Raw genomic sequence first — 12,670 nt, 5'->3', positions numbered from 1 at the left:
AGGAGGCTAATGCAATGAAGGAATTCCCTGAACAATTTGATGCATTGCTTGAAAAGTACACGGAACTGTTGGTGGGTGAAACCGACGACTCCAAGAAAGAAATGGTGTCACAATACGCTCTTTACTCATTCATCGCCAAAAACATGCCGGCACTGGTGAAACATTGGAATTCTCTCTATCCTGAAGGCAAGGATGAGATGAAACGGATCGTCGGTGAAATCAAAGAGATGAATGAAGCACACCGAGCAGAAATGAACAGGAAGAAAAATGATGAATGACGTTTGAAAAGTACCCTTTTGATGAAAAGAGGGTGCTTTTTTTATTGGATTCTGGTGGGCGGCAAACCCAATCTTCCCTCACGCACTCTCACTTTCACCAAGAAAAGGCAGACCCGAGTCTGCCTTCCGTTCATTATTGTACCTGACCGCCATACCCATATGGGAATTGAGAGGAATACTGCTGATGCTGCTGATAGGACTGCTGGATTTTTTGACTGTCTGCAGCCTCCAGCTTGTACCAGCCTTTGCGGAACATTTCATTGTATAACTCGCGTTGGGCATTTTGCGTTTCATTGAAAATCGTCAGGAGGTCCTGATATAGAGCTTGATGGCTTGCTTCATTCAATGCTGTACAGTAGGAAGCCGTCATATATTTCTCATGGGACAGGACATCCGTAATAAAGTCGCGATCATTCATTTGTGGCGTTTCCGGCACTTGTGTTTGCGGGTTTTGGATTTTTTGCTGATTCTGTTGATTCATGATTTAAGGACTCCTTTCTACATCATAGTTTGATTGGTGGTATTGAGGTGGGCAAGCAGTTGCTGGTAATGGCGCTGATGCATCTGGCCACATTTGTCCAATTCGGCTTTAATCTCAGTATCCTGACAGTGGGCAGCTGCAAAGTGACATTTCTTCATGGCGTTCAGATTCCAGGCAAGCATGTCATTCAAATAAAGTGAATCCTTGGTAGTGAGCATGTGCGGCGGTTGTGTGTACGCTTGCTCCTGGCTCCCTTGTTGAGGTTGTTGTTGCATGTTCCATTCCTCCGTTTCCTTTTTTAAGTCTTCGATATTCCTTTCTCAGTCCCTATCGAGTAGGTAATATTACCCTGTATACGTGGTGGTGAGAAAGCGGTATCATCAGAAGGCAAAGGTTATTTTTCCTACTATCCAACAGTCTTATTCACGTATTTACAAATTTCGATAATATTCTACTAAGAAAGTATTGAAAGTATATTCAAACCGTTTAAAAGGTGATAAAATGTTGGTAAATATACTAATAGTGTGAACCTTCTCTTTTTTAGCATTAAAGAAAACGGTTTCATTGTAGGATATATATGTTTTTTCAGGGGGTAAGCAACATGGAGCAAGCAATGCGTAATTTCTTTTTATTCCTTTCAAAAAATAAGCCGATGACGAAACTTGCTAAGAAATATGGCCTGCGTTTTGGTGCCGGTCGGTTCGTTGCAGGATCTTCCATCCTGCAGGCAGTTGAAGTCATTCGCGAGCTGAATAGTCAGAATCTTGTTGTAACGATCGACTATTTGGGAGAGTTTGTGGACAATGAGCGTGAAGCAAACGAAATGGCCCTTGAATGTGTAGAGGCGATTCGTGCGATCGGGAGAGAGAAACTTAATTCTCAACTATCCCTTAAGATGACATCGATGGGTCTGGATATTTCTGAAGAAGTGGTCATGAAGAATATGAGATTGATTCTTGATGAAGCAACTAAACAGGGCGTATTCGTCACCATTGATATGGAAGACTACTCCCGTTGTGGAAAGACCATCGATATCTTCACGCGCCTGAAATCGGAGTATGATAACATCGGCACGGTCATTCAAGCCTATTTATATAGAACAGAGAAGGATATCGATGATTTGAATGCGTATTCCCCCAATCTGCGTCTTGTAAAAGGGGCGTATAAAGAATCACCTGAAGTTGCATTCCCGGACAAGAAGGACGTTGACGAGAACTTTAAAAAAATCATTAAGACTCATCTATTAAATGGGAATTATACGGCAATCGCCACCCATGATGATGAGATGATCGAATATACGAAAAGACTAGTGGAAGAATATAAAATCCCACGTGATCAATTCGAGTTTCAAATGCTTTTCGGAATCCGTGTGGAACGTCAGCATGAACTGGTCAAGGAAGGCTATAAAATGCGCGTTTACGTCCCATACGGTACTGACTGGTACGGCTACTTCATGAGAAGACTGGCTGAAAGGCCGGCCAACGTCGCCTTTGTTCTAAAAGGGGTCATGAAGAAATAATAGTAAGTAAGAGGAAGGCTCTATGGATGCTCATAGAGCCTTATTTGTTTATAGGAGAGGGGAGGAAGGGAGAATGCAAATCGTTCCTTTTCGGTTGGAAGGAAAGTATTTCAAGAAAATGATTACATTATATTGCCGCCTATTTCAGGTGGATCCGAGAGGCATGGAAGAGCAATTTAAACGGCATTCCACGTATCCGTTTTTCGAAGGGTACCTGGCCATTATCGATGACCGGGTGGCCGGATATATTTATGGTTATTCTTCAAGAAAAGGGCAGTACTATCACGATTTACTAGCAAGTCATTTACATCCCGAGCGTGACTGGATGAAGAATTGCATGGAACTAGTGGAGCTGGGTGTGGACCCGTCATACAGAGGCAGGGGGATCGGGAAGCAACTCGTAGAGCAATTACTGAAAAATAGAAAAGAAAAACGGGTCCTCCTCACGACTCGAAAAGATAATGACACGGCCATCGCCTTTTATCATGCCGGGGGATTTAAGGTCATCCGTGAAGGGTTTTATCCGAACGTCCCACACGAATACATTATCATGGGTAAACGCTTATAAGAGCTGGTGAGAAAGGCAGAATAATTGTTACGTAATTCACAATGTTATATAATATAAGGGAATAATCTTCATGAAATTAGAGGCGATACTATGGAAATTACCATTGATAATTTGACCCTGCTTCTTGGCCTCTTGCTACTGGTCGGTGTGATCACAGCTAAGTTCTCCACACGATTAGGCGTCCCCTCATTGATTCTGTTCATCATCGTGGGAATGGTCTTAAATACATACTTCTTCTTCGATAATGCCCCTATGACTCAATTTATCGGTACGCTTGCACTCATCATCATTTTGTTCGAGGGTGGACTTCAAACGAAATGGGGGAATGTAAGAAAGGTGTATAAACCCGCCCTTTCACTCGCAACCATCGGGGTTGTGGCAACCACCGTATCCATTGGGGTGGCAGCCAAGTATATACTCGACGTGAGCTGGCTTGAAGGAATGCTATTCGGGGCGATCGTCGGTTCAACCGACGCTGCAGCGGTGTTCTCCGTACTAGGGAACAAGAACATCAAACCGAAGATATCTTCCACACTGGAAGCAGAGTCCGGCAGTAACGACCCCATGGCCATTTTCTTAACTGTAGCATTTTTACAATTGATTCTATTTCCGGGATTGAATCCTGCTTCCCTGATTCTGAGCTTCTTTTGGCAGATGGGAATGGGCCTGGTCCTTGGCTTGGTTCTGGGCCTGGCATCCGTGTGGGTCATCAATCGAATCAATCTGGATTCGTCCGGACTGTATCCGGTCCTCTCCATCTCCCTTGCCATCTTTACTTATGCCTTCACAAGCATCCTGGAGGCGAGTGGTCTCCTTGCTGTCTATATCATGGCAATCGTCGTCGGGAATAAGGAACTCACCTACCGCCATTCCATTGTCCGCTTCAATGAAGGATTTGCGTGGATGATGCAGATCGTCATGTTCATCCTCCTGGGATTGCTGGTCTTCCCTCAGCACCTACCGGAGATAGCGTGGCAGGGAATCATACTTGCGATTCTGTTGATTGTTGTAGCCAGACCTCTCGGAGTCTATCTAAGCTTAGCGCTGGCCAAGAACTTCACCGTTAAAGAAAAGTTCTTCATTTCATGGGCAGGCTTGAAGGGAGCAGTCCCGATTGTATTGGCAACGTATCCTATGGTAGCAGGCATTGAAAACAACGAAGTCATCTTCAACGTCGTGTTTTTCGTGGTTCTTCTATCCGCTCTGATTCAAGGGACGACGATTTCTCCTTTGGCAAACTATCTTAAGCTTGCAGGAAAAGAAAAACCTCCGATCGCCCACAGCATCGAACTCGTTTCCATCGGAAAAACAAATAATGAAATGCTTGAAGTACTCATTAACGATGATGCCTATATTACGAACAAAGAAATTAAAGACATCAATCTCCCTGAAAAAACATTAATTTCTGCCGTCATCCGAAATAGTGAACTGATTACGCCAACGGGTGAAACGTTAATCAAAGCGGGCGATACCCTTTATGTGCTTGCGAATAAGAGCCAGAGAAAAAGGATCAATGAGTTGTTGAATGCTAAAGGAGGAGTAGGTCTCTCATGACGCTCTCTTCACATGAACACGAAAAAAGCAACCTTCCAAATTGGGAAGGTTGCTTTTTGGTAAGATTCAGTCAGCAGTAACCGCTGCTTTCGCCAATGATTTTTTCTCAAAGAGCTGTTCGAAAATCGGGAAGCTGTATTGAACGACGAATCCCAATGTGAGGGTGACAATGATCGTCCCGATTCCGATATCCCCTTTAAAGAGGAATGCGAGTGAAAGGGCGAATCCTTCACTGATGATCCGGGAGTTACGAAGATTTAACCCGAAACGTGTATGAATCGCAACCATAAGGGTGTCCATGGGACTTGCTGGAAACTTCGCCTGAAGGTAAATCGCAATTCCAAGGCCCATCGTCAAAATCCCGGAAGCAAGGGCAACCAGCTGATGCAACACCATCTCGGGTGCATAATTGTTAAAGACAACGAGCAGCCAAAAATCAATCAACAGGCCAATGACCAGAATCGATCCTGCAGCGAGGACATCTGGTTTCTTTTTCATAATGAGGGAATTGAGTCCAATCAACACAATCCCATTGATAAATACCGCCGTCCCCACGGTGATCCCGAACATATTCGACTCCCCAACCGCGAGGGCATCCCAGGCAGAGGCTCCAAGGCCAGACTTAATAATCAGGGCTACCCCCATCGTCAAAATGAAAAGTCCAATCGTAAAAAACAAAAATCTGCGCTTCATTCACATAGTCTCCTTATCTGTAAACGTTATCATTCGTGTACTTAAAAAAACAGACGAGCTACTTTGATCGTGATGTTAGTAAAGTAGGAGGTCTGACGTCTTTGAATTGATAGTAATAGTTTACTTTAAAAGGGGCGGGAAGGCAAAGTTAATTTTTGTATGAGGGGTGGCCCCATCCAACCCACGAACAAAAAAACCGCACCCGAACATATTACTCGGGTGCAGTCTCCACATATTTCTATGGTTGCTTCTTAAATTGATTGTTTTGACTGTTTCTCTTGCCGCCGCCGTCCATCTCAACCGTCGGACCGGCATCCCCCTTCACACTCGCTGCACTAACCCCAGCCTTAGAAGGATGCTTCTTCTGCTTCGCCATATAGAACACCTCCACTCCTAACATTCCCTGATCATTAAAAAAATATGAGGGACGGACCTCCAATTTTCCGTGGGAACGAAGAAGCATGAGCACGAAAAACCCTTTATAATAAGCTTTCAATAATAAATGGGAGAAAAAATGGTCGTCTACACAAGGTCCGTCCCTCAAAATATTTCATATATATAAATAGGAGAAATTATTTTGACGGTTGTATATATCACGTGGACTTGGATGGTTGAATAGGTTGATTTGGATGATGGCCAATGTGGGTGTGGGAGACAATAGTTAATTTTTTGTAAATTTAACGTTTAAATATTGCGATATTTTAGAAAATCCGATATATTAGATGTAACAGGAACTCATTCGTGTCTTTTTTTTAAGTAAAAAATGAATGAGTATTCATTCAAAGTGTGTATAAGGGGGAAATACCATTGGTTCGTAGAATTCAGAAAGCCGCAGTGTTAGGATCAGGAGTCATGGGTTCAGGAATAGCCGCGCATCTTGCAAATATCGGCATCCCGACAATGTTATTAGACATCGTACCAAGAGAATTGACCGACGAACATAAAGCGAAGGGCCTTACGGAAGAGAGCAAGGCGTTTCGTAATCAATTTAGTGAAAACGCTTTAAAAAAGCTCTTCAAGCAAAAACCTGCTCCATTAACATCAAAACAAAACGCTTCACTTATTACAGCAGGCAACTTTGAGGATGACCTTGCACATATCGGGGATTGCGACTGGGTGATTGAAGTAGTCGTTGAGAATTTAGATATTAAAAAGAAAGTGTTCGAGCAAGTCGAACGCTACCGTAAATCGGGAAGCATCATCAGTTCCAATACGTCAGGGATTTCCATCGAGGCGATGTCAGAAGGACGGTCAGAAGACTTCCAGAAGAATTTCCTTGGAACGCATTTCTTCAATCCGCCACGTTACTTGAAGCTTCTGGAAGTCATCCCGACGAAAAAGACGGATCCGGAAGTCGTGAGTTTCATGAAAACATTTGGTGAAGACGTCCTCGGTAAGGGTGTCGTGATGGCAAAGGATACGCCAAACTTCATTGCAAACCGGATTGGAACGTATGGCTTATTGATCACCGTTCAGGAAATGCTGAAGGGCGGCTACTCTGTAGGGGAAGTCGATTCCATCACAGGACCTGTGATCGGAAGACCGAAAAGCGCCACTTTCCGTACTCTCGATGTAGTAGGACTTGATACATTCGCGCATGTTGCAAAGAATGTGTATGACCAAGTGGAAGGTGAAGAACAAAAGGTATTCGAAGTACCGGCTTTCATGCAGAAAATGCTTGAAAACGGCTGGCTTGGAAGTAAGAGCGGACAGGGCTTCTTCTTGAAAAAAGGGAAAGAGATCCTGGAACTTAATCCTGAAACGATGGACTATCAACCCCGCCAAAAGCTGAAAACGGCTTCTCTTGAAATGGCGAAAAATGAAAAGGGCTTAAAGAATAAAGTCAAATCACTTGTTTATGCAAAAGATCAGGCAGGTTCACTTCTGTGGAATATCGTGTCACCGGTCTTAACGTATTCAGCGGAGCTCCATGGTGAAATCGCCGATGATATCGTGGGCATCGACCAAGCCATGAAGTGGGGCTTCGGTTGGGAAATGGGACCATTTGAAACATGGGATGCAATCGGAGTGGAAAAATCAGTAACCCGTATGAAGGAAGAAGGCAACGCTGTACCTCAGTGGGTTGAAACGATGCTTTCAGAAGGCAACTCCACTTTCTATAAAGAAGAAAACGGTGAGCGTTACTTCTATCATAATGGAGACTACCAACTTGTAGAGCGTAACTCGAAGGCGATCGACTTAAAGGCGCTGAAGAACTCAGGAAAACTCATCAAAAAGAATTCCGGGGCCAGCCTGATTGACATCGGGGACGGAATCGCACTTCTTGAATTCCATTCTCCAAACAATGCCATCGGAATGGATATCACACAAATGATCAATTTTGCCGTTGAAGAAGTTGAAAAGAATTTCAAAGGGCTGGTCATCGGAAACCAGGGTAAGAACTTCTGTGTGGGAGCGAACCTGGCTATGATCCTCATGGAAGCGCAGGACGACAATGTATTTGAAATCGATATGGTCGTACGCCACTTCCAGCAGGCGATGATGAAGATCAAATATTCATCTAAACCGGTTGTTGCGGCACCATTCGGAATGACATTAGGCGGAGGAAGCGAAGTCTGCTTACCGGCTGCCCACATCCAGGCGTCGATGGAAACTTACATGGGCTTAGTCGAAGTCGGTGTTGGATTGATCCCTGGAGGAGGCGGAAACAAAGAGCTTTATATGAAGCACTTGGCCAATCTACCAAACGGAGTGGAATTCGACCTTCAAAAAGTGGCCAATAAAGTATTCGAAACGATTGCCATGGCGAAGGTTTCCACATCAGGGGATGAAGCAAGGGATAATAATTTCTTGAATAAAGCCGATGGAGTCAGCGTGAACAATGATCATTTATTATATGATGCAAAACAGGCTGCTCTAGGCCTATATGAAGCCGGTTACTCGGCCCCGATCCGTAAAAAGGTTCCGGTTGTAGGTGAACCGGGATATGCAACTCTTCTTCTTGGAGCTCAATCCATGTTCCAATCTGGCTTTATTTCGGACCACGACCTGATGATTGCGAAGAAGCTTGCTTATGTGATTGCAGGCGGAAAAGTACCATACGGAACAGAAGTCGACGAACAGTATCTGTTGGATCTTGAAAGAGAAGCGTTCCTTAGCCTTGTTGCACAGCCTAAGTCTCAGCAAAGAATGCAGCACATGCTTGTAAAAGGGAAACCATTACGCAACTAATCAGCGTTTCAATCATATGAGAAAGCGGGGGAATATCATGCGCGAAGCAGTCATTGTCGCTGGTGCAAGAACACCAGTCGGAAAATCTCGAAAAGGATCATTGGCTCAGGTAAGACCAGATGATCTTGGAGCACTTGTAGTGAAGGAAACCCTTAAGCGTGCAGGGAATTATGAAGGTAACATCGATGACTTGATCATTGGATGTGCGATGCCGGAAGCAGAGCAAGGGTTGAATATGGCACGGAATATCGGAGGACTCGCAGGTCTTCCTGATTCCGTACCGGCAATCACCATCAACCGCTATTGTTCATCCGGGTTACAATCCATTGCCTATGCGGCAGAAAAAATCATGCTTGGTCACTCTGATACGGCGATCGCCGGTGGAGCGGAGTCCATGAGTCTTGTCCCGATGATGGGCCATGTGGTCCGACCGAATTCGAAGCTTGCTGAAAACGCCCCTCAGTATTACATGAGCATGGGTCATACAGCAGAACAGGTGGCAACGAAATTTGGGGTATCCCGTGAAGACCAGGATGCCTTTGCCGTACGAAGCCATCAAAAAGCAGCCAAGGCCATCGCTGAAGGGAAGTTTGACGATGAAATCGTCCCGGTCGATGTGCTTCACCGTTCAGTGAACAGTGAAAATAAACTGGTTGAAAAACCTTTCCAATTTTCAAAAGATGAGGGTGTCAGAGCTGAAACCAGTTCTGAGGTTCTCGCTAAATTACGACCAGCTTTCAATGTGAAGGGCTCTGTCACGGCAGGGAACTCATCACAAACGAGTGACGGCGCAGCGGCAGTCATGGTGATGGATCGTGAAAAGGCAGGATCATTAGGACTGCAGCCGATGGCGAAATTCAGAAGCTTTGCAGTAGCGGGAGTCCCGCCTGAAATCATGGGGATCGGCCCTGTGGAAGCAATTCCGCGGGCACTTAAGATGGCAGGACTGCAACTTTCGGATATCGGATTGTTCGAACTGAATGAAGCATTTGCTTCCCAATCGATCCAGGTCATCCGTCAGCTGGGACTGGATGAAGAACGGGTGAACGTGAATGGAGGAGCCATCGCTCTCGGTCATCCACTGGGCTGTACCGGCGCGAAGCTGACCCTTTCACTGGTACATGAAATGAAACGCAGAAACCAGCAATTCGGTATCGTCACCATGTGCATCGGCGGCGGAATGGGAGCAGCCGGCGTATTTGAATTAATCGGTTAATCGGAGGGACGGACCTCGAATCTCGAGGCCCTCTACTCTTTCAAAATAACATTTTTAGGGGGATTCGAAATGGCGAATCAAACAGATAAGCTAATCAAGGGTGGAAGTTTTTTAATTGAAGATGTAAGCTTTGAGCAAGTTTTCACACCGGAGGATTATTCCGATGAGCAAAAAATGATTGCGAAAACGACAGAAGACTATGTACTGAATGAAGTGGTACCTGTCATTGATAATCTGGAAAATCATGAGTTCGATCATTCTGTGCGCCTTTTAAAAGAAGCAGGGGATCTCGGTCTTCTGGGAGCAGACGTACCTGAAGAGTATGGCGGACTGGGACTTGATAAAGTAAGTTCGGCTTTGATTGCTGAGAAAATGTCACGTGCCGGCGGATTCTCCATCTCTCACGGTGCCCATGTCGGTATCGGGTCCCTTCCAATCGTACTATTTGGTAACGAAGAGCAGAAACAAAAATATCTTCCTGCACTTTCTACAGGTGAAAAATTAGCGGCTTACGCTTTGACAGAGCCAGGATCTGGATCAGATGCCCTTGGTGCGAAGACGACGGCTAAATTAAATGCAGAAGGTACCCACTACATTCTGAACGGTGAAAAACAATGGATCACAAACTCTGCATTTGCAGATGTGTTCGTTGTATATGCGAAGATTGATGGGGAGCATTTCTCAGCATTCATCGTAGAAAAAGAATTCCCTGGCGTTTCAACAGGTCCAGAAGAAAAGAAGATGGGGATCAAGAGCTCTTCCACTCGTACATTGATCTTAGAGGATGCTGAAATCCCGGTTGAAAATCTACTTGGGGATGCAGGAAAAGGCCATATCATCGCCTTCAATATCTTAAACATCGGGCGTTACAAATTAGGTGTAGGTGCTGTCGGAGCGAGTAAACGTGCCCTTGAAGTAACCGTTCAATACACCAATCAGCGTCAGCAGTTCAAAACACCGATCTCAAGCTTCAACTTAACGAAAGAAAAGCTTGCGACCATGGCGTCTAAATTGTACGCAGCGGAATCTTCCGTTTACCGTACAGTAGGATTATTCGAAGACCGCATGAGCAAACTGACGGATGAAGAAGTAAAGAATGGAACAGAGGTTGCAAAGTCCATTGCTGAGTATGCAATCGAGTGTTCATTAAATAAATTCTTCGCAACAGAAGTGCTTGACTATATAGTAGATGAAGGTGTTCAGCTTCATGGTGGATACGGTTTCATGCAGGAATATGAAATTGAAAGAATGTACCGTGATTCCCGTATCAACCGGATCTTCGAAGGAACGAATGAAATCAACCGACTTCTTGTTCCAGGCACATACCTTCGTAAAGCCATGAAGGGTGAACTGCCATTGCTTCAAAAAGCACAGGCTCTTCAAGAAGAATTGATGATGCTTATGCCTGAAGAAGTGGGCGATGAGCCATTGGCACAAGAGAAGTATCTTGTGAAAAATGCAAAGAAAATCGGCTTGATGTTGGCAGGATTGGCTGCACAGAAATATGGTAAAGCCCTTGAAAAAGAACAGGAAATCCTTGTGAACATTGCGGATATCGTTTCTCAGGCTTATGCAATGGAATCCGTTGTCCTTAGAACGGAAAAAGCAATTGAAAAAGGTGGAGTCGAGAAAGCGAAACAAAAGCTTCTTTACACACAAATCTTCTGTCAAGAAGCTTTCAATGAAATCGAACAGCACGCGAAAGAAACGCTTGTGGCAACTGAAACAGGTGACACACTCCGTATGATGCTGTCAGCTCTTCGTAAATTCACCCGCCACACACCGATCAATGTGATCGCAGTGAAGCGTGAAGCATCAGAAAAGCTGATTGACTTAGAAAAATATGCCCTGTAAGTAACGTAGGGACGGACCTCCGATTCGGAGGTCCGTCCCTTTCTTTATTCTCACTTGACATTCCGAACTAAATTAATTATTATATGTTTAAACACTTAAACGTTTAAGTGTTTAAACATTAAAGTAAGGTGGTTATCATAAATGAATAAAACGGTACTGATAACAGGAGCTTCTAGCGGAATCGGGTTAAACTTCAGTCATAAATTCGCAGGATCTGGCCATGATGTGATTCTTGTCGCCCGTAGTGAGGGGAAGCTTCAAACTCTTTCAAATGAAATTGAGAATAAGTATGGGGTCAAGACATACGTATTTACTTCTGACCTTTCAAAGCCTGATGCTTCAAAGAAATTGTATGAGGAAATAAAAGCACAAAGAATACCAGTGGATATTTTGATCAATAATGCAGGGTTCGGTTTATTTGGAGAATTTGAGCAAACGGAGCTGTCAAAGGAATTGGACATGATCCAAGTGAATATTACTGCCCTTACAGAGTTGAGTAAGTATTTTGGTAAAGAGATGGTGAATAGGAAGAAGGGACAAATATTAAATGTCGCATCAACGGCTGCTTTTCAGCCCGGACCGCTAATGGCAGTGTATTATGCGACAAAAGCGTACGTATTGTCTTTATCGGAAGCTTTGGCGAATGAGTGGGCACCACATGGAGTGAAAGTGACGGCTCTATGCCCAGGTGCCACTAAAACGGGGTTCAGTGACGCAGCCGAACTTCAGTCCTCCAAACTGTTCCAATCAGGCGTGATGAGTGTTGAAGATGTAGTGGAGGAAGGATATAAACAGATGATGACCAATACGAAAACGGTAATTGTCCCGGGGATGAAAAATCGCATCCTCACTCAGTCGATTCGATTCATGCCGCGTAAAATGGTCACGAGTATTGTTCGCAAGGTACAAGAACGGGTATAATTACTATTGAATGAGTTTGAAGGGAGAACACTATGGGTCAAAAAGCAATCGATACATTTCGTGCTTGTATACCATTATTTCAAGCGCTGAGCGATCCTTATCGTCAAGATATCATTTTACTTCTTGCCGAACAAGAACCTCTTACGGTCAATCAGATAACTGAAAATATGACATTATCCCGACCTGCTGTTTCCCATCACTTGAAGATCCTTAGAGATCAGCAGCTAGTATCACTGGAGCAAAAAGGAACACAGCGTTTCTATTCTCTTGAGCTGGACAACGCAACCGTCCTCCTCAAAGAATTGGTTGAAACCGTTGAAAAACAATGTGAGTAATGTTCCGGAAAAGAAGGATACTAACGGATATTGTCGAATGTAAGACATAGATTCACGGT

Annotated in this window: 13 protein-coding genes; 9 read left to right on the top strand and 4 right to left on the bottom strand. The window is 44.4% G+C overall.

The window, feature by feature from the left end:
• Positions 1–14: 14 nt before the first annotated feature.
• The gene (locus NQ095_RS04650) at positions 15–278 is read left to right on the top strand and encodes a DUF2573 family protein (RefSeq protein ID WP_258262319.1); all 264 of its coding nucleotides are present in this window, start codon (positions 15–17) and stop codon (positions 276–278) included.
• 133 nt (positions 279–411) lie between these two features.
• Here NQ095_RS04650 and NQ095_RS04645 read toward each other — a convergent pair whose 3' ends face one another.
• A complete protein-coding gene (locus NQ095_RS04645) occupies positions 412–759 on the bottom strand; it encodes a spore coat protein (protein WP_148970081.1) in 348 nt (115 codons plus the stop codon).
• Between the two features lie 17 nt (positions 760–776).
• Positions 777–1,034: a hypothetical protein gene (locus NQ095_RS04640; RefSeq protein ID WP_258262318.1), complete on the bottom strand. Its 258-nt coding sequence runs from the start codon at positions 1,032–1,034 to the stop codon at positions 777–779.
• 326 nt (positions 1,035–1,360) lie between these two features.
• Between NQ095_RS04640 and NQ095_RS04635 the strand changes: the two genes are divergently transcribed.
• The 3 genes from NQ095_RS04635 (at position 1,361) to NQ095_RS04625 (ending at position 4,400) form a co-directional block, all read left to right on the top strand.
• Entirely contained in the window at positions 1,361–2,278 is a 918-nt protein-coding gene (locus tag NQ095_RS04635; protein WP_258262317.1) for a proline dehydrogenase family protein, read from the top strand.
• A gap of 73 nt (positions 2,279–2,351) precedes the next feature.
• Positions 2,352–2,846: a GNAT family N-acetyltransferase gene (locus NQ095_RS04630; protein WP_258262316.1), complete on the top strand. Its 495-nt coding sequence runs from the start codon at positions 2,352–2,354 to the stop codon at positions 2,844–2,846.
• A 90-nt stretch (positions 2,847–2,936) separates the two neighbouring features.
• Positions 2,937–4,400 (top strand): potassium/proton antiporter, encoded by a 1,464-nt coding sequence (locus NQ095_RS04625; protein ID WP_258262315.1) that lies wholly within the window; start codon positions 2,937–2,939, stop codon positions 4,398–4,400.
• 66 nt (positions 4,401–4,466) lie between these two features.
• Here NQ095_RS04625 and NQ095_RS04620 read toward each other — a convergent pair whose 3' ends face one another.
• Positions 4,467–5,093 carry a YczE/YyaS/YitT family protein gene (locus NQ095_RS04620; protein ID WP_258262314.1) on the bottom strand — a complete coding sequence of 209 codons (627 nt, stop codon included), beginning with the start codon at positions 5,091–5,093 and terminating at the stop codon, positions 4,467–4,469.
• Positions 5,094–5,331: 238 nt separating this feature from the next.
• Positions 5,332–5,469, bottom strand: a complete 138-nt coding sequence (locus tag NQ095_RS04615; RefSeq protein ID WP_258262313.1) for a YuzL family protein — start codon at positions 5,467–5,469, stop codon at positions 5,332–5,334.
• A 431-nt stretch (positions 5,470–5,900) separates the two neighbouring features.
• Here NQ095_RS04615 and NQ095_RS04610 point away from each other — a divergent pair, with 431 nt between their 5' ends.
• The 5 genes from NQ095_RS04610 (at position 5,901) to NQ095_RS04590 (ending at position 12,611) form a co-directional block, all read left to right on the top strand.
• Positions 5,901–8,285, top strand: coding sequence for a 3-hydroxyacyl-CoA dehydrogenase/enoyl-CoA hydratase family protein (locus NQ095_RS04610; RefSeq protein WP_258262312.1), 2,385 nt, complete (start codon positions 5,901–5,903; stop codon positions 8,283–8,285).
• A gap of 37 nt (positions 8,286–8,322) precedes the next feature.
• Complete coding sequence (locus tag NQ095_RS04605; RefSeq protein ID WP_258262311.1) at positions 8,323–9,501, top strand: acetyl-CoA C-acetyltransferase; 1,179 nt, start codon at positions 8,323–8,325, stop codon at positions 9,499–9,501.
• Positions 9,502–9,570: 69 nt separating this feature from the next.
• Positions 9,571–11,355 (top strand): acyl-CoA dehydrogenase family protein, encoded by a 1,785-nt coding sequence (locus tag NQ095_RS04600; RefSeq protein ID WP_258262310.1) that lies wholly within the window; start codon positions 9,571–9,573, stop codon positions 11,353–11,355.
• A gap of 141 nt (positions 11,356–11,496) precedes the next feature.
• Complete coding sequence (locus NQ095_RS04595; protein WP_258262309.1) at positions 11,497–12,276, top strand: SDR family NAD(P)-dependent oxidoreductase; 780 nt, start codon at positions 11,497–11,499, stop codon at positions 12,274–12,276.
• 32 nt (positions 12,277–12,308) lie between these two features.
• Positions 12,309–12,611 (top strand): ArsR/SmtB family transcription factor, encoded by a 303-nt coding sequence (locus tag NQ095_RS04590; protein ID WP_258262308.1) that lies wholly within the window; start codon positions 12,309–12,311, stop codon positions 12,609–12,611.
• Positions 12,612–12,670: the final 59 nt, after the last annotated feature.

Source organism: Rossellomorea sp. SC111, from assembly GCF_024733565.1.
In the GTDB taxonomy this organism is placed as follows: domain Bacteria; phylum Bacillota; class Bacilli; order Bacillales; family Bacillaceae_B; genus Rossellomorea.
This window is presented reverse-complemented; position numbering and strand designations above follow the sequence as displayed.

Bases quoted from the DNA above. Each gene is read 5' to 3' on its own strand.
- NQ095_RS04650 (WP_258262319.1), top strand. From the start codon at position 15: ATGAAGGAATTCCCTGAACAATTTGATGCATTGCTTGAAAAGTACACG.
- NQ095_RS04645 (WP_148970081.1), bottom strand. From the start codon at position 759: ATGAATCAACAGAATCAGCAAAAAATCCAAAACCCGCAAACACAAGTG.
- NQ095_RS04640 (WP_258262318.1), bottom strand. From the start codon at position 1,034: ATGCAACAACAACCTCAACAAGGGAGCCAGGAGCAAGCGTACACACAA.
- NQ095_RS04635 (WP_258262317.1), top strand. From the start codon at position 1,361: ATGGAGCAAGCAATGCGTAATTTCTTTTTATTCCTTTCAAAAAATAAG.
- NQ095_RS04630 (WP_258262316.1), top strand. From the start codon at position 2,352: ATGCAAATCGTTCCTTTTCGGTTGGAAGGAAAGTATTTCAAGAAAATG.
- NQ095_RS04625 (WP_258262315.1), top strand. From the start codon at position 2,937: ATGGAAATTACCATTGATAATTTGACCCTGCTTCTTGGCCTCTTGCTA.
- NQ095_RS04620 (WP_258262314.1), bottom strand. From the start codon at position 5,093: ATGAAGCGCAGATTTTTGTTTTTTACGATTGGACTTTTCATTTTGACG.
- NQ095_RS04615 (WP_258262313.1), bottom strand. From the start codon at position 5,469: ATGGCGAAGCAGAAGAAGCATCCTTCTAAGGCTGGGGTTAGTGCAGCG.
- NQ095_RS04605 (WP_258262311.1), top strand. From the start codon at position 8,323: ATGCGCGAAGCAGTCATTGTCGCTGGTGCAAGAACACCAGTCGGAAAA.
- NQ095_RS04600 (WP_258262310.1), top strand. From the start codon at position 9,571: ATGGCGAATCAAACAGATAAGCTAATCAAGGGTGGAAGTTTTTTAATT.
- NQ095_RS04595 (WP_258262309.1), top strand. From the start codon at position 11,497: ATGAATAAAACGGTACTGATAACAGGAGCTTCTAGCGGAATCGGGTTA.
- NQ095_RS04590 (WP_258262308.1), top strand. From the start codon at position 12,309: ATGGGTCAAAAAGCAATCGATACATTTCGTGCTTGTATACCATTATTT.